Source organism: Kitasatospora sp. NPDC058243, from assembly GCF_042882025.1.
Taxonomy (GTDB): Bacteria; Actinomycetota; Actinomycetes; order Streptomycetales; family Streptomycetaceae; genus Kitasatospora.
This window is the reverse complement of the sequence record NZ_JBHVWW010000001.1, coordinates 101,907-126,403: the sequence shown is the minus strand read 5'-3', so window position 1 is coordinate 126,403 and position 24,497 is coordinate 101,907. Positions and strand designations below refer to the sequence as shown.

Sequence of the window (24,497 nt, the reverse complement as noted above, 5' to 3'; positions counted from 1 at the left end):
GCCTCCCTGTCCTCCGTCGTCCACCGGCGGGTCTCCCGCCCGGCACCCCCCGCCCGGCCGTCGGGCGGTAGGGCGTACCGGCGCCAACTCGCCAGTCTGGCTGGAAAGATGGTTCCGGGTCGGCCGAACTTGCGATCTTTCGGACAAGCAGGCGATCAAGGTCTTGATCTGCTGCGGGGTCGCCCTTAGATTGCAGTGCAATGTCACACTGAACCGACCGACACGGCGTGCCTGGGGGACCGGTGCCGGACACTGCACAGCAAGTACCGCACCAGACCACCGACAAGCTGCCCCGGGTGTTCTACCGGCTGGCACTGGGCGACGCCCTGTCCACGTACGGGAGCCAGCTCGACCTGGTGGCGCTCAGCCTGTTCGCCTACGAGGCGGCCGGGAACGCGCTCGGCACGGCCGGGTACCTGATCATCCGACTGGCCGGCGGCCTCGTCGGCGGGCTGGTCTCCGGGCGCCTGGTGGCCCGGACCGACCGGCGGCGGCTGATGACGGGCTGCGCGCTGGCCCAGGCGCTGGCCCTGGTCGTGGTGGCCTTCGCGCCGGTCCCGGCACGTATCCCGGTGCTCTACTCGCTCGCGCTGGTCTTCGGCGGCGCGGCCGCGGTGTGCGCCGTCGCGCTGCGGACCAGCATCCCGGAGATGGTCGGCTCCGAGCGCAGGGCTCGTGCCAACAGCCTGATGGCCAGCTGCCGTTCGGCCGCCATGGTGCTCGGCTTCGCCTCCGCCGGCGTGGTGGTGGCCTGGGCCGGGTTCCGCGCGGCGCTGCTCATCGACGCGTCCAGCTTCCTGGTGTTCGCGGTGGTGGTGTTCCGGCTGCCGCTGCGCACCCGGGCCGAGCCCGCCGAGCAGCCTGCCACGGATTCGGCTGATCCCGCTGACGCCGCAGGGACGAAGCGGCGCGGGAGCCGGTGGCAGGCGCTGATCGTCCTGCGGGCCGCCCCGGTGGTCGGCGCGATGGCGGCGATCCGGCTGCTGGACGCCTTCGGCTCGGCCGCGCACAACATCAGCCTGCCGGTCTTCGCCAACCAGCACTCTCCCGGCAACCCGGCCGCGCTGCTGGGCATGTTCTGGGCCACCTGGGCGGTCGGCAACCTCGGCGCCCAGCAACTGGTCTCCCGGCTCCTGCTGCGCCGGGGCATCGAACCGGGCGAGCGCGCCTTCGCCCTGGGCACCTGTCTGATGTCCGGCTGTTTCATCCTGGTCTTCACCGGGCTGCCGACCCCGCTGTTCCTGCTGGCGGCGATCGGTGCCGGGCTCGGCGACGGCTTCACCGAGATCTCGTACACCACCCGGATCCAGGCCCTCGCCGACGAACGGCGCGGCCAGGCCTTCGGGTTGCTGGCCTCCGCCGAGAACGTCGGAATGGGCACCGGGATGCTGCTGAGCGGATCGCTGCTGGCGCTGCTCAGCCCGCTGACCGTGGTCGGCGTCTCGCACGCCGTCCCGATCGTGCTGGCGCTCGGCTTCCTGGTCGTGGTCGCCCGGTCCCGCAAACGCTGAACCCTCCACCCCGCCGCAGTCACCCCGACACAAGCACCGCGCCACCGGATCCGCCGGCGCCACCGCGCCGCAGGCACCAGCCCGATCCGCTCACCCTCCGTACCCCGGGGCGGTCCGTACCCGCGCGCCCCGGCACCGATCCGAAAGGTGCCGTACCTGATGAGCTCCACCGGTCCCGACCGCGCCCGGCTGCGTGCCCTGGAGGCCCGGCTGCTGCTGCGTCCCGAGGTCGCCGACTGCGCGCTGCTGCCGGTCGAGCGCGCCGACGGCCGCCGCGGGCTGCTGGCCTACCTGGTGCCCGCTGCCGACACCGACACCGCCGCGCTGCGCCGCCGGGCCGCCGCGGCCCTGCTGGACGCCGACCCGAGTGCCGAGGTGCACCTCCTGGACGGCATCGTCCGCACCCCGGAGGGGGAGCCCGACCGCGCCGCACTGGCGGTCGCCGCCGCCCGGCCGCCCGCCGAGCCCGGGCCCGCCCTGCGCCACCTGCGCGAACTCGCCACGCACTGGCGGCCGTTCGGCGACGCCGGGACGGCGGCGGGCCCCGCCCCGGACGGCCCGACGGCCGCCCCCGGGGGCACCGGGGCGGAGGCGGTCGGCGCCCCGCTGCCCGACCCGGCGCCGGACGCGCCCCGGACGCTGCCCGAGGCGCTGCTGCGCGCCGCCGAGCGGCACCCCGGGCGCGGCCTGCACCTGGTCCGGGCCGACGGCGGGGCGACCCGGCTCACCTACCGCCGACTGCTGGAGCAGGCCCGGGAGACCCTCGCCCTGCTGACCTCCGCCGGACTGCGGGCGGGCGACCGGGTGATCCTCCAAGTCCCCGACCCGGAGCGCTACTTCCCCACCCTGTGGGCCTGCCTGCTGGGCGGTGTACAGCCGGTCACGGTGGCCCGCCCGCCGGCCTACGACGAGCGCAACCCCGTACTGGAGAAGCTCTGGCACGCCTGGCAGACCCTGGAGGAGCCGCCGGTGCTCGCCTGCGGCCCGGCGGTGGCGGGCCTGGCGCGGCTCGGGGAGCTCTACCCGGCGCCCGGCCTGCGGGTCATCGCGGTCGACCACCGGCCCGCCGATACCGGTGCCGCCACCGACACCGGCGCCGTGCCCGACACCATCGGCGTGCCCGACACCGGCACCATCGGCGCGCCAGGCGCCGAGCACGCCCCGGACCCCGGCGACGTCGCGATCCTCCAGCTGTCCTCCGGCAGCACCGGCCGGTCCAAGGCGGTGCAGATCACCCACCGCGGCATCCTGGAGTACGTGGCCGGCGCCACCTCCCAGGGCAGCTCGCCCGAGGACGTCACCGTCAACTGGCTGCCGCTGGACCACGTCGCCGGGCTGCTGATGTTCCACCTGCGGGACGTGGCGCTGGCCGCCGACCAGGTGCAGGTGCCCACCGAACTGGTGCTCGCCGACCCGCTGGTCTGGCTGGACACGCTGGAGCGCTACCGGGGCGCGCACTCCTGGTCGCCCAACTTCGGCTTCCGGCTGGTCGCCGAGGCGGTCCGGGCCGCCGGTCCCGGCCGGCACTGGGACCTCTCCGCGCTCAAGTCGCTGATCAACGCCGGGGAGCAGTGCACCGAGGCGGTGCTGGACGAATTCCTGGCCGCCACCGGGCCGTTCGGCGTTCGCGCGGACCACGTCCTGCTCGGCTGGGGCATGGCCGAGACCTGCACCGTGATCACCTACAAGCGCTACCACGAGGACGGCGCCCGCCGCCTGGTGCGCACCGACTCGCTGAGCGGCCGGCTGGAGCCCGCCGACCCGGCCTCGCACGAGCGCGGCACCGGCTTCCTCAGCATGGGGCGTCCCGCGCCCGGCACCCGGATGCGGGTGGCGGGCGAGGACGGCCGGGCCCTGCCCGAGCACTGGGTCGGCCGGCTCCAGGTCAACTCCGGCCGGGTGACCCCCGGTTACCTGAACAACCCGGCCGCCGACCGGGAGTCCTTCGTCGGCGACGGCTGGTTCGACACCGGAGACCTGGCCTTCCTGGCCGACGGGGAGGTGGTGCTCACCGGCCGTCGCAAGGAGATCATCATCGTCAACGGGGTGCACTACTTCTGCCACGAGCTGGAGGACGTGGTGGCCTCGGTGGCGGGGGTGCGCTCCGGGCACGTCGCCGCCTTCGGGGTCCCGGACGACCGCACCGGCACCGAGCAACTGGTGGTCGTCTACGTGCCGAACGACCAGGACGCCCCCGCACCGCCCGTGGCCGCCGAGGTCCGGCGACTGCTGGCTGCCCGCAGGCAGCCCGCCCCCGCCCTGGTGCTGCCGGTGCCGCCGTCGGAGTTCCCGCGCACCACCAGCGGCAAGATCCAGCGCACCGCGCTGCGCCGACGGCTGCTCGACGGCGAACTCGACGAGCACCTCGTCGCCCTGGACCTGGCGGAGGCCAACTCCCGGACCCTGCCGGACTGCGTGCGCCGACTCGCCTGGGAACCCCGCCCGGTGCCGGAGGCCCCGGCGGCCGGAACGGTCCCGGTCGACGGGGCTCCGCAGGGGCCGACCCTGCTGCTAGGCCCCGCCGGCCCCGGCACCCTCGCCGAGGCGCTGCGCGCCGCCCTGCCGCAGGCCGTGGTGGTGGACCGGCCGCCGACCACCGACCCGGGGGAGTGGCTGCGGGCGCTCGGCGAGGAGCGCCCCGCGCGGGTGGTGCACCTGTGGGGCGCGCGGCCCGAGGACGCGCCGCGGCCCTCGGACGCGGCGGCGCGGGACGAAGCGCTGCTCGCCCTGCTGCGGGCCCTGGCCGGCCGGCCGCCGATCGGCGAGCTGGTCACCGTCAGCGCCGGGCTGCATGCCGTGCTGCCCGGTGAACTCCCGGACCCGAGCTCGGAGTTGAAGGCCGCGCTGACCGCCGGAGCCCGGGCCGAGCAACTGGTGCCGGCCGCCCGGCACATCGACCTGCCGGCGGGCGCACCGGCCGCCGAGCAGGCCGCCGCGCTGCTCGCCCTGCTGGCCGAGCCCCGGCCGGAGCCGGAGTGCGCCTGGCGCGAGGGCCGCCCGTGGGTGCCCCGGCTGGGACCGGCCGAGACCGTAAGCGGGCCCGACGCCGGGACCGCAACCGAGGGCCGGCCCGAGGGCTGCTCACTGCTCACCCCCGGCGCCCGCTACCTGGTCACCGGCGGCCTCGGCGGGATCGCCGCCGAGCTGCTGCCCGGCCTGCTCCGCGACCACGGCTCCCGGCTGCTCGTGATCGGCCGCACCGACCTGGACGCGCCGACCGCCGAGGCGGCCGAGCGCCGCGCCGCGCTGCACCGGCTGTCCTCCTACGGCGGCCGGGTCGACTACCGCCGCGCCGACGTGACGGACCCCGAGCAGCTGGCGGCGGTGGTCGCCGAGGCCGAACGGGACTGGCAGGCGCCGTTGGACGGCGTGCTCCACCTGGCCGGCAGCTACCGGCTCGCGCTGCTCGCCGACACCGGCCCCGACGGCTGGCGCGAGGCGGTGCGCGCCAAGACGACCGGCACGGACCACCTCGTCGAGCTGGTCCGGAAGCGGCCCGGCGCCCAGTTCGTCGGCTTCTCCTCGATGGTCGGCTTCCAGGAGGCCGTCGGCTCCACGGCGTACGCCGCCGCCAACCGCTACCTGGAGAGCGCCGTCGACCGGCTGCACCGGGAGACCGGGGCCCCGGCCTGGACGATCTCCTGGGGCCTGTGGAGCGGGGTCGGCATGAACCGCGCCACCGACCACGAGCAGGCCGCCGCCGACCGGGGCATCGCCGTGCTGAGCGCCGCGCACGGCCGCCGACTGGCCTCGCTGTTGCTGGCCGCCGCCCCGGGCCGCTGGTACGCCGGGCCCGACCCGAGCGCCCCCGCCGCTCGCCGCCGCCTGCTGGCCACCGCACCGCGACCGGTCCGCGAAGCGCCCGCCGCACGGCCGGCCGACGAGCGGGCCACCGCACCGGCCACAGCCGTACCGCCTGGCCCTGGCAGTCCTGCCCACGCCGCCCCCACCCCTGCCACCCCTGCCACCGCCGAGCTGCGCCGGGCCGTCCTGGACGCCTTCGAGGCCGTCCTCGACACCCCGCTCGACCCCGGCCGCCCGCTCGCCGAACTCGGCATCGGATCGCTCCAGTTGATGCGGGTGCACGGCGCGCTCGGTGCCGTCCTGCCGGTGCCCCCGGCACCCACCGAGCTGTTCCGGCACCCCACCGTGGACGCCCTGATCGCGCACCTGACCGAAGTGCCCACCGCGTCCACCGCAGCCACGGCCGCCACCGCCGCGCCCGGCGGCCGGGACGGCGGCCCCGACGACGGCGACCGCCGGGTGGCCATCGTCGGTCTGGCCCTGCGCTTCCCCGGCGCCGACACCCCCGACCAGTACTGGCGCAACATCGTCGACGGCGTCCGCAGCACCACCCGCTTCACCGAGGACGAGCTGGCGGCGGCCGGCCTGCGCCCGGCGGAGTACCGCCACCCCGACTTCGTCCCGGTGACCGGCGCGCTGCCCGACACCGACCGCTTCGACGCCGAGGCTTTCGGCATCAGCGGCACCGAGGCGGCGCTGATGGACCCCCAGCAGCGCCTGCTGCTGGAGATCTGCCGGCAGGCCCTGGAGGACGGCGGCTACGACGCCCCGGACCCGCGCCGCCGGGTCGGGGTCTTCGCCGGCACCGGCATGACCCTGTACGCGCTGCGCAACTACTACCAGCACACCCTGGCCGCCACCGCCGACCCGGCCGAGCCGGTGGCCGCGCTGCAGACCGCGATCGGCAACCAGGCCGACTTCGCCGCCACCAGGGTCGCCTACCGGCTGGGCCTGACCGGGCCGGCGATCGGCGTGCAGACCGCCTGCTCCACCTCGCTGGTCGCGGTCCACCTCGCGGTGCAGTCGCTGCTGGCGGGCGACTGCGACCTGGCGCTGGCCGGGGCCGCCGCCCTGCACACCCCGCAGGCCGCCGGATACCGCTACGAGGAGGGGTCGATCCTCTCCCCGGACGGTGCCTGCCGGGCCTTCGACGCGGCGGCCGGCGGCACGGTCGGCGGCAACGGCGTCGCGGCCGTCCTGCTCAAGCGCCTGGACCGGGCGCTGGCGGACGGCGACACCGTGCACGGCGTGATCCTCGGCTCGGCCGTCAACAACGACGGCGGGCTCAAGGTCGGCTACACCGCGCCCAGCGTGGACGGGCAGGCGGCCGTGGTCGGCCGGGCCCTGGACCTGGCCGGGGTGCCGGCCGAGAGCGTCGGCTACATCGAGGCGCACGGCACCGGTACTCCGCTCGGCGACCCGATCGAGTTCCGGGCGCTGGCCCAGGCGTTCCGCGCCCGCACCGAGGCCGCCGACTTCTGCTCGCTCGGCTCGGTGAAGCCCAACATCGGCCACCTGGACACCTGCGCGGGAATGGCGGGGCTGATCAAGGCCCTGCTGGTGCTGCGGCACGGCACGATCCCGCCGCTGGTCAACTTCAGCCGCCCCAACCCTGCGCTGGAACTGGACGGAAGCCCGTTCCGGCTCTCCGCCGAGCGCCGGGACTGGCCGGCCGGCCCCACCCCGCGCCGGGCCGGGGTCAGCGCGCTGGGCGTCGGCGGCACCAACGCCCACCTGGTGCTGGAGGAGGCGCCGGCGGCCGCAACCGGCATCGCCGACCCGCGCCCCGCCCCGACCGTGCTGCCGCTGTCCGCCCGCACCGAGCAGGGCCTGACCGCCCTGGCCGGCCTGCTACGCGACCGGCTGGCCACCGGGCCCGCCCCCGCCCCCGGCGACCTGCCGCTCACTCTCGGCGGCGGCCGCCGCGCGCTGCGCCACCGCCTCGCCGTCACCGGCGCCGACCCCGACGAGCTGCGCCGGGGCCTGGAGGCCCACTTGGCGGGCCGCGCCTCCGGCGCCGTACCGGTTGCGGGCCGTACCTCCGGCGCCGTGCCCGTTGCGGGCCGTACCTCCGGTGCCGTGCCCGTCCACCGCGAGGCCCGGCGCGGCGACGTGCAGCCGGTGCTGCTCTTCACCGGCCAGGGCGCCCAGTACCGGGGCATGGCCGCCGAACTCCACCGCGCCTTCCCGGTCTTCCGGGCCGTGCTGGACGAGTGCGACCGGCTGCACCGCGACGCCTGGGGCGAGCCGCTGCTGCCGCTGCTGCTCGACGTGGTGCCCGAGGGCGCCGACGACGCCTGGACCACCGAGGCGGCGCAGCCCGCGCTGTTCGCCCTGCAAGCGGCCTACCTGCGGCTCTGGCAGGAGCTCGGGCTCCGTCCGGCCGCGGTCGCCGGGCACAGCGCCGGCGAGTACGCGGCCTTCCACGCGGCGGGCGCGCTCGACCTCGCCGACGGGATGTTCCTCACCGCGGTGCGCGGACGGCTGATGCACCGGGCGACCGAGCCCGGCGCCATGACGGCGGTGATGGCCGGCCCGCAGCGGCTCGCCGCACTCGGCGACTGGCTGCCCGGGGTGGAGCTGGCCGTGGTCAACGGCGCCGGCCAGTGCGTGCTGGCCGGAGCGCCGCGCGAGATCGCGGCAGCCGAGGCCGTGCTGGCCGCCGACGGCGTGACCACCGAACGGCTCGCCACCGACCGGGCCTTCCACTCCCGGCTGCTCGACCCGGTGCTCGACCCGTTCCGTGAGCAGCTCGCCCGGCTGCGCCTGCGGCCGCTGACCGTACCGCTGGTGAGCAACCTGGGCGGCGAGGTGCTGGCCCCCGGCACCGTGCCCACGCCCGACTACTTCGTCCGGCAGACCCGGGAGACCGCGCGCTTCGACCTGGTCCTGGCCGCCCTGGACGGGCAGGGCCACGAGCTCTTCCTTGAGCTCGGCCCGCACCCGACGCTCACCGGTATGGGCCGCCGGGAGCTGCCGCACCGCGACTTCGTGGCCGGCGCCCGGCGCGGCGCACCGCCGGAGCGGCAGTTCGGCGTCGCGGCCGCCGCGTTGTGGTCCCACGGCGTCCCGCTCGACTGGGCGCGCTTCGCCGCCGCCCGCGACTGGCCGGACGGCCCGGCCCGCCGCGTGCCCCTGCCGACCACCGTCTTCCAGCGCCGCCGCCACTGGTTCACCGCCCCCGACCGGCCGACCACCGAGGACTCCGCCATGCACCAGGCACCGCCGCCCCAGCAGCCCGTTCCGCCGTCGGCCGTACCCGAGGCCGCGTCGGCGCCCGGCCCGGCGCCCGTCGCAGTGACGCCCGTATCGGCGCCCGCAGCGAGCCCCGAGCAACTGGCCGAGGAGGCCGTGCTGCGCCAGGTGCTGGAGCAGACGGCCCGCCAGCTCGGCCACGACGAGGGGTCGGTCGGAGCCGACGAGCCCTTCTTCGACCTCGGCGCCGACTCGCTCTCGATGATCAACATGATCCGGGACCTGGAGCGGACCTTCCGGGTACGGGTCTCGATGCGCGAACTGTTCGAGGCGGCGGACACCCCGGCCCGGCTGGCCGGGCTGATCGCCGGCCGGCTGGAGCCCGCCGTCCGGGACGCGCTGCTGCCGGCCGCCGCACCCGAGCCGGCGGCGGCTCCGGCACCGGTCCCTGCCGCCGCCCCTGCTTCCGCCCCGGAAGCGGCACCGATACCGGCTCCCGCACCCTCGCCCCAGGCGATCGCGCCGCCCGTCCACCTCGCTCCGCCCGTCCCGCCCGTCCCGCCCGCTCCGCCCGTCCCGTCCGTGCCCGCGTCGCCGTCCGCGCTCGCCCCGGTGGCCGACGGCACCGGCCTGATCGAGCGCCAGCTCGCCTTGCTCGGTCAGTTCTCCGACCTGATGCGCGACCAGCTCGGCCTGCTGGCCGGGACCGGGGTGGCGCCGCCCGCGCTCCCCGGGGCTGCCGCCCCCGTAGCCCTGCCACCGGCCGCCGCACCCGCCGTCACCCCAGCCGCCGTCACCCCGGTCGCCGCCGCACCCGCCCCCGCGCCGGCCACCCCGCCCGCCCCGCAGGTACACGGCCCCCGGGTGACCGTCTCCCGGGAGTCCGGCATGGCCTCCGGAGGCCTGACCGAGCAGCAGCGCGCCCACGTGGACGAGCTGGTCGCCCGCTTCACCGCCCGGACCGCCGCCTCCAAGGCGGTCACCCGCCGCCACCGGCGCACCCTCGCGGACAGCCGCGCCGTGGTCGGCTTCCGCTCCGCGACCAAGGAGATGCTCTACCCGCTCGCCGCCCGCCGGGCCCGGGGCTCCCGCCTGGAGGACCTCGACGGCAACACGTACGTCGACATCACCATGGGCTTCGGCGTCCTGCTGTTCGGCCACGACCCGGAGTTCGTCTCCGACGCCGTCCGCGAGCACCTGGCCGGCGGACTGCGGCTGGGCCCGCGCGGCCCGGAGACCGGCGAGGCCGCCGAACTGCTGGCCGAACTGACCGGCACCGAGCGGGTCGCGTTCGCCAACTCCGGCACCGAGGCGAACGCCGGGGCGATCCGGCTGGCCCGCGCGTACACCGGCCGGGACAAGATCGTCATGTTCGAGGGCTCCTACCACGGCCACTTCGACCACACCCTGGGCCGGACCGTGGGCCGCGGCGCCGACCGGGAGACCGTCCCGGTGTCGATCGGCATCCCCGGCAGCGCGGTCGCCGACCTCGTGGTGCTGCGGTACGGCGATCCGGAGAGCCTCCAGGTGATCGAGGAACTCGGCGACCGGATCGCCGCCGTGCTGGTCGAACCCGTCCAGAGCCGCCACCCGGGGCGCCAGCCGGTCGAGTTCGTCCGCGCGCTGCGCGAACTGACCGCCCGCCGCGGCATCGTGCTCGTCTTCGACCAGATGCTCACCGGCTTCCGCCCGCACCTGCGCGGCGCCGAGGGCTTCTGGGGCGTGACCCCGGACGTCTCCACCTACGGCAAGGTGCTCGGCGGCGGCTACCCGATCGGCGCGATCGCCGGGCGCGCCGACATCCTGGACGGGATCGACGGCGGCCACTGGGACTACGGGGACGACAGCTACCCGCCCAAGGACACCACCTTCTTCGGCGGCACCTACATCCAGCACCCGCTGGCGATGACCGCCGCGGGCGCCGTGCTGCGCCACCTCAAGGCGTCCGGCCCCGGCTTGCAGGAGCGGCTGAACGCCCGTACCGACGAGTTGGCCGCGACCCTCAACGGGTTCTTCGAGGAGGAGGAGTTCCCGCTGCGGCTGGCCCACTTCGGCTCGCTGTTCCGGTTCGAGCCGCGGGCGGACATGGAACTGCTCTTCCCGCAGCTGCTGACCCGCGGGGTCTACGTGTGGGAGTGGCGCAACTTCTTCCTCTCCACCGCGCACACCGACGGCGACCTGGAGTTCGTGGCCGACGCGGTCCGCGACTCTCTGCGCGACCTGCGGCGCGGCGGCTTCTTCCCGGCCTCGCCCGGGGTACGGCTCCCGGCCCCGCGCCCGGCGGCCGCACTCCCGGCGCCCGCGGCGGACGACCGTACGAGCACCGGCACCACCAGCATCACCGGCGCCGGCCACACCGAGCCCGCCGGGACGCCCTACCACCCGGTCAGCGACCCGCAGCGCCCGGTCGACTTCAGCCTCTACTTCTTCGGCGACTACCCCCTGGACTCCCCGGAGGACGAGAAGTACCGCATCGTCCTGGAGAGCGCCCGCTTCGCCGACCGGCACGACTTCCACGCCGTCTGGCTGCCGGAGCGCCACTTCCACTCCTTCGGCGGGATCTTCCCCAACCCCTCGGTCCTGGCCGCCGCACTGGCCCGGGAGACCACCCGGATCCGGCTCAACGCGGGCTGCGCGGTCCTGCCGCTGCACCACCCCGTCCGGGTGGCCGAGGAGTGGTCGGTGGTCGACAACCTGTCCGGCGGCCGGGTCGGCCTGGGCTGCGCCAGCGGCTGGCACCCCAACGACTTCCTGTTCTTCCCCGAGAACTACGGCGGCCACAAGGAGCTGATGCACCGGCAGATCGACACCGTCCGGGCGCTGTGGCGCGGCGAGCCCTACCGGGGCCGCAACGGCAAGGGGGAGCCGATCGAGGTGACCCTGCACCCGCGCCCGCTCCAGGAGCAGCCGCCCATGTTCACCGCGATCGTCGGCAACCCGGACAGCTTCCGCGAGGCCGCCCGGCACGACCTGGGCATCATCACCAACCTGATGACCCAGGACGTCGCCCAGCTCGCCGAGAACGTCGCGCTCTACCGGCGCACCCGGGCCGAGCACGGCCTCGACCCGGAGGCCGGCCGGGTGGTCGTGCTCGTCCACACCTACCTGGGCGCCGACCTCGCCACCGCCCGCGAGCAGGCGTACCGCCCGTTCTGCCACTACCTGCGCTCCTCGCTCTCGCTGTTCGGGCAGATGGCCAACAGCCTCGGCCTGACCCTGGACTTCGAGAACACCCGCGAGGAGGACCTGGAGTTCGTGCTGGAGCGCGCCTACGAGCGGTACTGCGCCTCCCGCGCGCTGATCGGCACCCCGGAGAGCGTGCAGTCGGTGCTGGCCGAGCTGCGGGCGGCCGGCGCGGACGAGATCGCCTGCTTCGTGGACTTCGGGCTCGCCCCCGACCAGGTGGCCTCCGGCATGCCGCACATCGACGCCCTGCGCCGCTCCGTCCAGCGCGGCGCCCCGCTGTCCTACGCGCAGCAGCGGATGTGGTTCCTGCACCGGATGCTGCCCGACACCGGGCAGTACAACGAGGTCAAGGCCATCGAGCTGGACGGCCCGCTCGACCCGGCCGCACTCGACACCGCGCTGCGCGCGCTGGTCGAACGGCACGTCGGGCTGCGCACCGCCTTCCGCGAGCAGGACGGCGAACCGTTCCAGCAGGTGCTCCCGGTGCCCGAGGGCCCGCTGCTGGAGCGGGTCGCGGCCGACGGGCCCGAGCACGAGGCGGTGGCCGCGCTGGTCGCCGCCGAGGGCACCCGCCGCTTCGACCTGACCGAGGGCCCGCTGTTCCGGGCCCGGCTGCTGGAGACGGGGCCCGACCGGCAGGTCCTGGTGCTGTCGATGCACCACATCGTGATCGACACCCTGTCCACCGTGGTGATCACCCGGGAACTGGGCGAGCTGTACCGGGCCGCCCGCGAGCAGCGCCCCGCCCGGCTGCCGGTGCTCACCACCACCCCGGCCGCCGAAGCCGTCCGGGAGCGGGCCGCGGTGGCCGCCGGGGCGTACGACGAGAGCCTCGCGTACTGGCGCAAGGTGCTCGGCGGCGACCTGCCGGTGCTGGCCCTGCCGACCGACCGGCCGCGCCCGGCGGTGCCGGACGGCCGGGGCCGCTCCCACGTCCGTCAACTGCCCGCCGAACTCTCCGACGGCCTGCGGGACTTGGCCCGCAGCCGCCGCTCGACCCTGTTCATGGTGCTGCTCACCGCCTTCGCCGGGGTGCTGCAGCGCTACGGCGGCCAGGACGAAGTCGTGCTGGGCACCCCGGTGGCCAACCGGACCGAGGGCACCGAGGACCTGGTCGGCTTCTTCGTCAACACGCTGGCGCTGCGGCTGGACCTGTCCGGGGAGCCGGACTTCGCCGAGGCGCTGGACCGGGTCCGCTCCAGCGCGCTGGACGCCTACGAGCACCAGCAGCTGCCCTTCGAGGTCCTGGTCCAGGAGCTGAACCCGCAGCGGGACACCAGCCGCAACCCGATCTTCCAGGTCCTCGTCGAGTTCGAGAACCACGCCGTCTTCGAACTCGACCTGCCCGGGGTGACGGCCCGCCCGCTGGACCACGTGGTGGACCGCTCCGCCTTCGACCTGTCGCTCTTCCTCACCAACCTGCCGGACGGCATCCGCTGCCACGTCGAGTACGCCGAGGCCCTGTTCGACCGGGCCACGGTGGACCGGCTGTTCGACGCCTTCGAACGCCTGCTCACCGCCGCCGTCGCCGACCCGGCCCGCCCGCTCGCCGAGCTGACGGCCGCCCCTGCCGACCCCGCCCTGGAATGCGGGCCCGAGGCGCAGCGGGCGCCCGCACACCCGCTGGCGGCGGTGGCCGCCGTCGCGGCCGCCCGTCCCGACGCCCTCGCGGTGGTCGCCGCCGACGGCACCGGGACCGACTACCGGACGCTGCACGCCCGGGCCGGCGAACTGGCCGGCCGGCTGCTGGCCGCCGGGGTGCGGGAGGGCAACAGGGTGGGCGTGCTGCTGCCGCGCTCGCTGGACCAGGTGGCCGCGCTGCTGGCCGTGCTGCGCCTCGGCGCCGTCCACGTGCCGATCGACCCGCTGCAGGGCCCGGAGCGCTGCCGGCTGATCGCCGCGGACAGTGCGCCGGCCGTGCTGCTCACCGCCTCGGACACGGACCTGATGGGCCTGTCCCTGCCGACGGTCCTGACGGACACCGATGCCGAGGCCGACGCTGTGGCCGCCGCGGAACTGCCGCCGCTGCCCACCCCCTCCGCGCAGGCCCCCGCGTACCTGCTGTACACCTCCGGCTCCACCGGCCGCCCCAAGGGCGTGCTGATGCACACCCTCGGCCTGTCCGCGCTGCTGGCCTGGAACGTCGCCGAGCACCCGGCCGCCCGCACCCTGCAGTACGCCTCCTGCGGGTTCGACGTCAGCGTCCAGGAGGTGCTGACCACGCTGGCCGGCGGCGGCACCCTGCTGCTGATCGAGGAGGAGACCCGCTACGACGTGACGGCGCTGGCCGCCGTGGTCCGCGCCACCCGGGCCGAGCGGCTGCACCTGCCGTACACCCCGCTGGCCGCGCTGGTCGACGCCCTCGGCGACGAACCGGTGCCCCACCTGCGCGAACTGATCACGGGCGGCGAGCAGTTGCTGCTCACCCCCGGGCTGCGGGCCTTCCTCGCCCGCAACCCCGGCTGCCGGCTGATCAACCACTACGGCCCCACCGAGACCCACGCCGTCACGGCCGGCGAGGTCGCCCCGGACGGACCGGACCACGCGCCGATCGGCCGCCCGGTGCCGGGCACCCGCATCCTGCTGCTGGACGCCGCCGGGCGCCCCGTCCCGCCCGGCGCGGTCGGCGAGATCCACGCGCTCGGCGTCCAGGTCGGGCTCGGCTACCCCGGCCGGGAGCAGGAGAGCGCCGCCGCCTTCACCGACACCCCGGACGGCCGCCGCTACCGCACCGGCGACCTCGGCCGCTGGCGGCCGGACGGCACCCTGGAGTACCTCGGCCGCGCCGACCGCCAGGTCAAGGTACGCGGCTACCGGATCGAGCCGGGCGAGGTCGAGACCGTGCTGCGCTCCGTCCCGGGCGTGCGCGGCGCGGCCGTGACGGCCCGCCGCACCGGGACGGGCACCATGCTGGCCGGGTACGTGCAGTGCGCCGCCGCCGAACTGCCCAGGGTCCGCGACCACCTGGCCGACCTGCTGCCCGAGCACATGGTGCCGGGGCTGTGGGCCGCGGTGGCCGCGCTGCCCTTCACCGCGCACGGCAAGCTCGACGCCGCCGCTCTGCCGGAGCCGCTGCCGCTGGGCGCGGGCCGGGCCGCCGTCGCCCCGGCCACCGAACTGGAACGCACCGTGCAACGGCTGTGGGAGGAGGAACTCGGCCGCCCCGCTGGCGTGGAGACCTCCTTCTTCGACCTCGGCGGGCACTCGCTGGCCGCCACCCGGCTGCTGAACCGGGTCCGCGAGGCCACCGGGATCCGGACCGGCGTCCTGGACTTCTTCCGCCGCCCGACCATCCGCGCGATGGCCGCCCAGCAGCCGCAGACCGAGGACCGCCAGGCCCCGGCCTACGAGGAGGGCACGCTGTGACCCCTGTCGACGATGGCTGGCACCGGCTCGTCCGGCTGCTCGACGAGCGCGAGATCGTCCTGCGCACCACCGGCGACCGGCTCGGCTACTTGGCCCCGCCCGGCGCGCTCGACGAAGAGGCCACCGGGCTCGTCCGGGCCCACCGGGAACGGCTGCTGGCCACCCTGACCGGCTCCGGCACGGCCCTCGCCGCCGCACCCGCCGGGGTGGCGCAGCGCCGGATGCACCGGGCGCACGGCCGGGTGGCGGACCCGGCGGTGTGGAACATCACCCAGCGGATCGCCCTGCGCGGGCCGCTGGAGCCCGAGCGGCTGGCCGCCGCGCTGACGGCGCTGACCGGGCGCCACGAGAGCCTGCGCACCAGCTACCGGGACACCGACCTGGGCCTGCTCCAACAGGTGCTGCCCAACGCCCCGGTGCAGCTCCCGGTCACCGACCTGCGCACGCTCACGCCCGGGGCGCGGGACGCGGCGCTCGCCGAGGCCGCCCGGGCCGAGAGCGACCGCCCCTTCGACCTGGCCACGGCCCCGCTGCTGCGCGCCCGGCTGCTGCGGCCCGCCGACGACGCGTGGGTGCTGCTGCTGACGCTCCATCACATTGCGGTCGACGGCTGGTCGTTGGCCACCCTGCTGGCCGACCTGGGCACGTTGTACGGCCCGGACGGGCGGCTGCCGGAGGACCCGGGCCGGATGACCGACCACGCCTGCTGGGAGCGGACCGTGGTCACCCGGGCCGCCGTCGCCGTGGCCGCCGACCACTGGGCCAAGACCCTGGACGGCGTCGCGTCGGCGGCGGAGCTGCCCACCGCCCGGCCCCGCCCCGAGCAGCGCTCCGGGCGGGGTGCCACGGCCGCCTTCCGCCTCCCCGCGGCACTGGCCGAGGCGGTGGGCCGCTACGCCGCCGCCCGCTCCACCACCGCCTCGGCCGTCCTGCTCGCCGCCTACGCGCGGCTGCTGGGCGAGCTGAGCGGGGCGGCGCAGACCCTGGTGGTGCTCTCCCACGCCAACCGCACCCGGCCGGCCGACGAACGGGTCGTCGGCCTGCTCACCTTCGGCCTCCCGATCCGGCTGCCCACCCGCTCCCCGGGCGGGTTCGGGGAATCGGTCGACACGGCCGCGACGGCGATCGCCACCGCCCTCGACCACGCCACCGTCCCCTTCGGCCTGCTGGTCGAACCGCTGCGCGAACGCGGCGTCCGGCTGCCGGACGCGTACCCGCAGGTCCTGCTCACCGTGCAGAGCACCCCGCCCGCCGTCCTCGACCTCCCCGGCCTGACCGCCGAGGTCGAGGACGTGCCGGGCCCCTCGGCCCGCTCCGACCTCCTGCTGGTCCTCACCCCGGACACGGACGGCTACGCGGGCCTGGCCGAGTACGACGCCGACCTGTTCGACCCGGACACCGTGCGCTCCTGGCTCGACGCCCTGGTGAACGACCTGGCCCGGCACCTGACGGACCGGCCAGGCTGACCGACCGGACGGACCGCCCCCGGGCGGGGCGGTCGGGGACCAGAATTTTCCGTGGAAAATTCTCCCAGCACGAGAGCACACCGGGGAGGACCGCCGGCGCCCCGCTCACGGCCGGCTGTCCTCCCTGGTCCAGGCGCCGACGCCGAGCCGCCCCGTGGTACCCAGGTCGATCTCCGGGACGACCATCACCGGGGCCGCGTCAGGGGTGGCCCGGACCCGCACGTAAGGGGCGTTCACCGGGCTGCCCGCCTCCACGGTGTTGCGCCACACCAGCGTGGACCGGGCGCCCTCTCCCGGGCGCAGCACGACCTCCTGCGGCGGGTCGTCCGCGCCGGTGCCGCCGGCGATCCCGGCACCGCCGGACAGGAAACGCACCCCGTCGACCGGCCGGTGCTCCACGTCGAGCAGTTGCAGCTTCGGGTAGCCGTTGACGGACACCGCGGACGTCCCGCAGTTGCGCAGGTGCAGGCCGACCACGCGCAGGCCCATCGCGGCGTCGCCGTCGTCCGCGTACAGCCGCAGGCCCGAGGCCGGGCAGGGGCCGCCCGGCTGCGAGGCCTCGGCGCTGGGCACACTGCGGACCTGGACGATCTTCACCAGCGGTCCGGCGCCCGGCCGCGCCTGCCCGTGCCCGTCCAGCTCGATCCGCCCCTTCGCGGTGGCCCCCGGAGCGAGCGAGGTGACGACCTGCGTCACGTTGTCCAGCGCACCTCCGGCCGCCGAGAGGCGGCTGAACACCGCTGTGACATCAGAGGTCTCGTCCCCCGGATTGGTCACCTCGTACTCCGCGCAGGCCGCACTGGCGGCCGTGATCCGCACCCCGCCCTGCGCGAGCCCGGGCGACGCCTGCCCATTGCGGGACGCCGACGGCAACGGCGCCCCGCACGGCCCGGCACCGCCGGAGGCCGCCGAAACCCCGGTCGCCCGCTCTCCGCAGCCCACGAGCAGGGCCGCGCAGGCCGCGACCACCACGACAGCGGCAGCGGGCCGGCGGGCCGTCAGGTGATTCCCGGCGTTCTCGAACTGATGCATCAGCCGATGCGATCACGAACCACCCGCAACGCCTATGAGCTGCGCCACTGCCCGCGCAACAGGACCGCAACGATCCGCCCGGCGCCCGCCGAACCGAGGCCGGCCAGGCCTCCGGGCGTCCCTTCGCGCCCGCCGGCACCGTTGCCATCGGTGACCGGGCCCCGCTGCCCGATGGTCCGAACCGGTCGCCTTCCGGTGCGGGGCGTGGTCTGCCGCACGCGGTGGGGGATGTTCCGCGCCGGAGGCCACCCACAGAAAGGATTCTTCATGGTGGAGCACGTGTTCGCGCGCGTGGTACGGACGGTGACCGTCTCGGCCCTCGCCCTGGCGACGAGCGTCGGTGCGAGTGGTACGGCCGGCGCCGCCTCGCCGGAGGAGCACCCCGTCGAGGTGAGCATCGGAGCCTCCGGCCTGCAGGCACCGGACACCGCGAAGGGCGGCCTGGTCAGCTTCCGGGTCAAGACGGACGACCCGAACGGCCGGCAGCTGCAGCTGCTGCGTCCGCACGAGGGAGTGACCATCGACCAGGTCCTCCGGGACCTCGCCGACGCGGTCAGCCCGTCGCCGGCCACCGCGGGCGCCGGGATCCGGGCGGTGAACGGCGAGGCGGACCTGCTGGGCGGGGCGCTGGTCACCTCGCAGGTGCACGAGCAGTTCACCGAGGAGGTCAGCCCCGGGCCGGTCTACCTGCTGGACCTCACCGCGTTCCGGGCGGACCCGGCCCACCCGGTCTCCAGGAAACTGAACCTGGTCGGTACGAACGGCCAGAACGACAACCAGGTCCGCTTCGACGACGGCATCGTGATCGAGAAGGACACGGCCGAGGGCCCGCGTTTCCAGACCGAGGACGTCGACCACGCGCACCTGGCCTACCTGGTGCACGACGAGTCCGAGCAGATCCACGAGATGCAGCTGCGGCCGATCGGTGCGGACACCACCGACGAGCAGATCGGGGAGTACCTGAGGGACGTCGCGCTGGGCGGCCTGCCGGCCCGGTCCCCGTTCACCGGGCCGGCCACCGGCCTCGGCGCCATGTCCGGCGACCGCACCGCCTCCGTGCAGGCCCACGGCCTGCAGCCCGGACGGTACGTCCTGCTCTGCATGATTCCCGACGAGCGGACGGGCGTCCCGAACGCCGGCCTGGGCATGCGCAAGATCGTCACCCTGAAGTGACCGGCCGGGCCCTGGCACGCCGGCGGCAGCGGGCTGTCAGGGCCGGCCGCCCCGGTTGGCGCACCGTCGCGGTGGTGGGCCAGGTCAGGCGCCGAGTACGTCGTCGGCGCTGCGGGGTTCCGTGCGCGGCTGCCGGTTGAGCTTGTGGCGCGCGATGGAGGACCGCCGGTAGACCTCCTTGCGGGCCCGCATGATGTTGCCCAGGGGCGCGTGCTCGGCGGTGACCCGCCAGGGCGTGAAGGACAGCGAGTCCATCTTCTCCAGGTTCTCGGGGCCGGAGATGTCCTGCTGCGGCAGCCGCAGCTTCGCCACGGTGACGGACGGCGAGAGCTGCTCGGGCCACTCCACGGTGGTGTCCTCCACCGGCATGCGCTCCAGGTCGGTGCAGAGCTGGACCTGGATGTCGAAGGCGTAGGGCCGCTCCTGCAACTCGGCTTGCAGGGCCGGTCGGAAGAACTCCGCCCCCGAGGCCGGGTCGATGGTGCGCCGCACCACCGCCGCGGCGAAGGACGGGTCGGGGGTGATGCGCACCTTGGCGATGTAGTCCCCGTGCCGGACCGCGCCCATCGTCCAGTAGCTGGACAGCAGCAGGTTCGCCGGAGGCGTCTTCGACAGGCGCAGGAAGGCCAGGAACTCGTCCCAGGCCCAGTCCTCCTGGTCCAGGGTTCCTTTCCCGGTCACGAACTCGGTGAAGAACCGATGCGCGCCGGGTCGGCCCTGGGAGAAGTACGCCGGCGCGTTCAGGAACAGTTCCTGGATGAACAGGTAGTGCTCGACCGTGTTGCAGAAGAAGACCGGTCCGTTGATGTTGGCGTAGTCGAACGTGCCCGTGTCCGGTTCGTCCTCCAGCAGGGTCGGGCCGGGGACGTCGAACATCTTCAGCGCCAGTCCGGTGGCGGCACCCAGTCGCGCGTCGGCGCCGGCGTGGGGCGAGCCGTTGGAGAAGCGGATCAGCGCATCGTGGGTTCCCGCAGTCGCGTAGATTCCCTGGGCGTACTCGGGGGGCAGCCCGGCCAGGATCTCCACTTCCCCTCGGACCAGCCCGTAGCCCTTGGCGTGGGCGTCGCGCAGGGCCCGTCCGGTGCCACCGGCCTCGACCGACTCGGCGATGTAGCTCTCGGTCTTCTCGATCACCGTCTGCACGTCGCGGTCGAAGTGCGGGTCGTCGTCTTCGACGTCGGGCGTGTAGCGGACGAACTGTGCTGTCATGACTCCGACCTCTCCTCGGAGAGCGTGATCGGACCTCAGGGGGTGGGAACCGCCCTCAGTCCTCCAGCTCGGCGAGCCAGCGCAGGGCACGCAGACCCGGCAGGAAGCAGTACTCGCCGCCGCGGGTGACCACGAAGCTGGGCAGGTTCTTCAGGCGGCGCCGGACCGGCTTCTCCGGGATGGTGACGCTGCCGGTTCCGCCGTGGTGTCCGGCCACCGGGTCCTTCTCGCCGGGGTAGCCGATGAAGTTGCCGTCGTTGACCCATTCGGCCTTGATGAACTCGAACTGCCGTTCCAGATGGGCCCCCATGAACACGCCGACCAGGCCCCGCTCGGCGCCGTCGTCCTCCAGCACGCCCTCCGGCAGCGGCGGGCCGTAGGTGGTGCCGCGACGGATGAGCCGGTGCATCCGTGCGTCGCCGATGATGGTGGAATCGCGGGGGTTGGTGCGTCGGATGTGCGCACCGGCCGGGCACCGGAAGCCGCGATCGTCGTTCTCCCGGTACAGGAAGTCGTTGACGCGGCGCGGATCGGCCGCCAGCTCCGGATCATCGTGCTCCGGCGCCAGCGTCAACGGCGCCCCGCTCGGCCAGCGCCCGACCATCTTCGCCGCCAGCAGTGCCTCCTCCTCGGCGCTGGAGCTGTTCGCACGCAGGTACCGGCGCCAGGCCGCCACGTTGGTGTGGATCTTGCGAACGGCCACGTAGGTCCCGTTGCGTCCCAGCACGTCGGGGCTGGGCACGGGCGGCAGGCTTCCGGTCTCGTCGGGGTAGCCGAGGATGAACTCGCCGGCCTTGATCGGGGCTTCCTGCGGGTTGGAGCCGGGCAGCCCGACGCCCTCGATGTTCGGATGGCTGATGCCGTCACGGAACCCGAAGGTGGTACGCCCGGTCGGGAGCTGGTGGACCTCCTGCTGCCAGATCACCCGGACACCGGGCGTGTCCTCGTAGGCGACACGGGCCCGCCCCAGCTCCCTCTCCAGCTGCGCCGCATCGGAGGAGAGGGCGCTCAACGCGATGTGGACCTCACCGGTTCCGAACGGGGCCTCCCAGCGGGCCGGTGCACTCTCGCCCACGTCGCCGATCAGCTCCGCCCGAGCGGCCATGCCCTCACGGAACGCCCGCGGAAAGCTGTCCAGCGACTCCTGGGGCACCCCCAGGGCCCGCAGCCCCTGGTGGGTGAACGCCACGGTCACCCAGGCATCCCGGCTCGGGTCCACGCCGGGCAGACCGCCCGAGGCCAACGGGAGCAGTCGGCGCAGCAGGGCGCGCCCGGCGTGGCGGTCATCCACGCGCAGGAAGACGAACCGTCCCTCGTAGGGCACGGGCCGCGGACGCAGGGCCCCGCTCTGGACGTCGTCGATCTCGACGCGCACGCCCGCCGCGCTGCCGCTGTCCGCTGTGTTCATGGTTGCTTGTGCCTCTCCACATCTGTCTCTTGTCTCTGCGTCTGTCGCTGCCTGGACAGCCCTGCGACGGCCGGCTCGCACCGGCCGAGTCGGTCCGCCGGTGGTGGGCGGGCTCCGACGGTTGGCCGTGTCCGGGTGCTAGGCCGAGGCTTCCTCCAGCAGCTTCTGGAAGGCCGGCGTGGCCACCAGCTCCGCGTTGGCCGGGTTGTCCAGCGCGGCCCGGAACTGGGGGGTGTCCAGCACCTCCTGGAACGCGTCGTCCACGCGGTGGTCCTTGTAGATCTGTTGGACGGTGAGGTCGGGGTAGGCGCTGACGAAGACCCTCGCGGGCTCCTGGTGGGCGACGAACCAGTCCTTCACTCCCGGATCGGCGACGCCGGGGAACCCTTCGCTGTGCGAGAAGATCTTGTCGAAGCGGGACCCGACCACCGTCTGGGCGAAGTCGTCGATGTAGGTGTCCCAGGAGCCGTCGAAAACGCTGGCGAACATGAACCGGGTGTCGTCGTCGAAGATCACGTGCCGTGCGTCGTGCAGGGTGCCGATCTGGCGCACCGCCGCATGGGCGCTCTCGTCGTGCGCCGCGTCGGCGAGCGTCGCGAGATCCTTACGCAGCGCATCCGCATGGCCCGGCTTGATCCTGGTGAAGACGGTGAACTCACTGCAGACCCCATCCGACCTGCCCGGGCGCTCGGGGTGAGCCGACTGGGTCGCGCCTGTCGTCGCGGTCATCGTGACGGCCTCCTGCCGTGGTCGGTGCGAGGGACGCCAACCGCCCGAACATGAGGCGCCATCGCCCTCACCTCTTCATCCTGACCCGAGCGCGGTGGGGGCACCACCGGGCAACGGACAGGCCGAGGCCCTCGGAGTTCCGAGAAGCTCACGAGGACAGCGTCGTCGGAGCGGAGGATCATGGAAGACGGGCCTGCCGGGTTCGTCGTCGTCACGCGCTCTGACTCCCCTCTGGAGGCAATCATGGGCAAAGTTCTCGGTGACATCCTGGGTCTCGCCGCCGGCGTCGCGATCAGCCCGCTCCCGATCATCGCCATCATCCTCATCCTCGCCACGCCTCGGGGACGCCTCAACGGAGTCCTCTTCACCGTCGGCTGGATCCTGGGACTCTCGGCGCTGGGCGCGGTGATGCTGGCGATCGCTTCCCCCGCAGGCGCCTCTGCCCACAATCACCCGGCCACCTGGGTGGGAGTCCTCAAGCTCGCCCTGGGCCTGTTCCTCGTCCTCTTCGGCGCCCGGCAATGGCACCGGCGCCCGAAGGATCCGTCGCAGGCCCAGCTGCCGAAGTGGATGAGCGCGATCGACCGCCTCACGCCGGTCAAGGTCCTCGCACTCGGACTGGCCCTGTCCGCGCTCAACGCCAAGAACGCCCCATTGACCCTCGCCGCGGGCGCCGCGATCGGCTCGGCCGGACTGCCGGTGGGGCAGCAGATCGCCTCACTGGCGATCTTCGTCGTGATCGCCACCCTCGGCCTGTTGGCCCCACTGGGAGTCTTCCTGCTCGGGGGAGAGCGAGCCCAGATCACGCTCGGTAACTGGAAGAACTGGGCAGCCCAGCACAACGTCGCCGTGATGGCGGTCCTGTTCTTCGTGCTCGGGTTGAAGCTGCTCGGAGACGGGATCTCCGTCCTCACGTCCTGACAGGCTGCTCCGTGAATCCCTTTCCTGGCGCGGATGTTCGTGGCCTTGGAGGCGTCAGGTCGCGCCGACCGGCAGGGTGCGGCACTGCCTAGGTTTCGCGCCGGGTCTCGCGCTGGGTCCCGCGTTGGAGATCGGCCACACGGTGGAGGGCGGTCTTGAAGGCGGCGTACTCCCGCGCGCCCAGGGCCTTCGCGTGGCGCTCCTCGATCGAGCGCATGATGGCGGCGGCCGCCGCCATCTGGAGCAGGCCTCGTTCGGTGGGGTGGATCAGTTTGGCGCGGCGGTCCGCGGGGTCGGGTCTGCGTTCGACGTAACCCAGGCGTTCGAGGTCGTCGACGAGGGTCCCGATGACCTGCTTGTGCTGTCCGGAGGCGCGGGCGAGTTCGCTGGCGCGGATGCCGTCGGTACGCAGGTAGGCGAGCACGGCGCCGGCGCGGGGCTGGATGTCGTCGAAACCCTGTTCGGCGAGCACGGTGAACAGCTCGCGCTGGACGGAGAAGAGCACCCGGGCGGCGAGCACGCCGAGGTCCGGTTCCGCCGCCTGGTGTCCGCTCAACGCCTCTCCCGCTTCCGCCGTCTTTGGGCCCGCCCCGCGTTCCGCCCTGTGACCAGCAACTTTAGTCGCCCGCCCGGTGGGCTCGGGCGGCACCCCAGGCGTTCCGGCGCCCCGCCCTGACCAGTGCTTGCGCCCCGGGGGGCAGGGGTATAGCGTCAAAGTAGTCACTAATCTTGACTATCAAGATTAGTGACTACTGGCCGCCAACGGAGCCGTGGTTCAACCCGAAGGAGCGCACGATGAGTGAGCACAGCAAGTTCCTGGAGCCGGTCACCCGGGAGAACGCCGCCGTGGTCCTGGTCGACCACCAGGTGGGCCTGCTGTCCGGCGTCCGGGACATCCCGCTCGGCGAGCTGAAGCACAACGTGGTGGCGCTGGCACGCGCGGCGACCGTGCTCGGCATCCCGCTGGTCGTCACCACCACCGCGGCCGACAGCATGTGGGGGCCGACCACCCCGGAACTGGTCCAGGCCCTGCCGGCCGGACAGCGGATCATCGACCGCAGCACGGTCAACGCCTGGCACGACGGCCGGGTCCGCGAAGCCATCGAAGCCACCGGGCGGCAGAAGCTGATCTTCGCCGGAGTGTCCCTGGAAGTGTGCGCGGCGCTGCCCGCGATCGCCGCGACGGCCGCCGGGCACCACGCGTACGTCGCCGTGGACGCCTCCGGCACCTTCAGCCAGGCCAAGCGCGAGGCGGGACTGCTGCGCATGCAGCAGGCGGGCGTCACCGTCTCCGACTACGCCACCCTCATGGTCGAGGCCCTGGCCGACAACGCCGCCCCCGAGGCCGGCGACCTCTACGCCGCCCTCGACATGCCCTTCGCCGTCCTGGTCGGCCAGATCTCAGCGGTCGCCCGCCCCGCGTGACGGTCGGCGTACTCGCCTGACCCGGCCGTCACCGACCTACGCCACGGGGGGATGTGCCTCGCCCCGTCGCCT

Annotated in this window: 11 protein-coding genes; 6 read left to right on the top strand and 5 right to left on the bottom strand. The window is 74.5% G+C overall.

The features are described from left to right. The first annotated feature begins 242 nt into the window (after nt 1–242). The 3 genes from ACFVX9_RS00495 (at nt 243) to ACFVX9_RS00485 (ending at nt 16,528) form a co-directional block, all read left to right on the top strand. Nucleotides 243–1,511, top strand: coding sequence for an MFS transporter (locus ACFVX9_RS00495; protein WP_380375756.1), 1,269 nt, complete (start codon nt 243–245; stop codon nt 1,509–1,511). Nucleotides 1,512–1,670: 159 nt separating this feature from the next. Further along, the gene (locus tag ACFVX9_RS00490) at nt 1,671–15,062 is read left to right on the top strand and encodes a MupA/Atu3671 family FMN-dependent luciferase-like monooxygenase (protein WP_387979604.1); all 13,392 of its coding nucleotides are present in this window, start codon (nt 1,671–1,673) and stop codon (nt 15,060–15,062) included. Beyond that, nucleotides 15,059–16,528: a condensation domain-containing protein gene (locus ACFVX9_RS00485; RefSeq protein ID WP_387979602.1), complete on the top strand. Its 1,470-nt coding sequence runs from the start codon at nt 15,059–15,061 to the stop codon at nt 16,526–16,528. The genes ACFVX9_RS00490 and ACFVX9_RS00485 overlap by 4 nt, the downstream gene beginning before the upstream one ends. Before the next feature lie 105 nt (nt 16,529–16,633). On the opposite strand, the gene ACFVX9_RS00480 is transcribed toward ACFVX9_RS00485, so the two are convergent. Beyond that, nucleotides 16,634–17,560, bottom strand: a complete 927-nt coding sequence (locus ACFVX9_RS00480) for a DUF4232 domain-containing protein (protein WP_387979600.1) — start codon at nt 17,558–17,560, stop codon at nt 16,634–16,636. A gap of 267 nt (nt 17,561–17,827) precedes the next feature. Between ACFVX9_RS00480 and ACFVX9_RS00475 the strand changes: the two genes are divergently transcribed. After that, nucleotides 17,828–18,733 (top strand): hypothetical protein, encoded by a 906-nt coding sequence (locus ACFVX9_RS00475; protein ID WP_387979598.1) that lies wholly within the window; start codon nt 17,828–17,830, stop codon nt 18,731–18,733. 84 nt (nt 18,734–18,817) lie between these two features. Here ACFVX9_RS00475 and ACFVX9_RS00470 read toward each other — a convergent pair whose 3' ends face one another. From ACFVX9_RS00470 to ACFVX9_RS00460, 3 genes are all read right to left on the bottom strand, one after another. After that, nucleotides 18,818–19,942, bottom strand: coding sequence for a catalase family protein (locus tag ACFVX9_RS00470; RefSeq protein ID WP_380375750.1), 1,125 nt, complete (start codon nt 19,940–19,942; stop codon nt 18,818–18,820). Between the two features lie 55 nt (nt 19,943–19,997). Next, entirely contained in the window at nt 19,998–21,350 is a 1,353-nt protein-coding gene (locus tag ACFVX9_RS00465) for a Dyp-type peroxidase (RefSeq protein ID WP_387979596.1), read from the bottom strand. Between the two features lie 138 nt (nt 21,351–21,488). Next, nucleotides 21,489–22,079: a hypothetical protein gene (locus ACFVX9_RS00460; protein ID WP_380478685.1), complete on the bottom strand. Its 591-nt coding sequence runs from the start codon at nt 22,077–22,079 to the stop codon at nt 21,489–21,491. 180 nt (nt 22,080–22,259) lie between these two features. Here ACFVX9_RS00460 and ACFVX9_RS00455 point away from each other — a divergent pair, with 180 nt between their 5' ends. Beyond that, complete coding sequence (locus ACFVX9_RS00455; RefSeq protein WP_387979594.1) at nt 22,260–23,000, top strand: GAP family protein; 741 nt, start codon at nt 22,260–22,262, stop codon at nt 22,998–23,000. Between the two features lie 88 nt (nt 23,001–23,088). On the opposite strand, the gene ACFVX9_RS00450 is transcribed toward ACFVX9_RS00455, so the two are convergent. Beyond that, the gene (locus ACFVX9_RS00450) at nt 23,089–23,556 is read right to left on the bottom strand and encodes a MarR family winged helix-turn-helix transcriptional regulator (protein WP_387979592.1); all 468 of its coding nucleotides are present in this window, start codon (nt 23,554–23,556) and stop codon (nt 23,089–23,091) included. A gap of 239 nt (nt 23,557–23,795) precedes the next feature. On the opposite strand from ACFVX9_RS00450, the gene ACFVX9_RS00445 reads away from it, so the two are divergent. Beyond that, nucleotides 23,796–24,425, top strand: a complete 630-nt coding sequence (locus ACFVX9_RS00445) for an isochorismatase family protein (protein ID WP_387979590.1) — start codon at nt 23,796–23,798, stop codon at nt 24,423–24,425. Nucleotides 24,426–24,497: the final 72 nt, after the last annotated feature.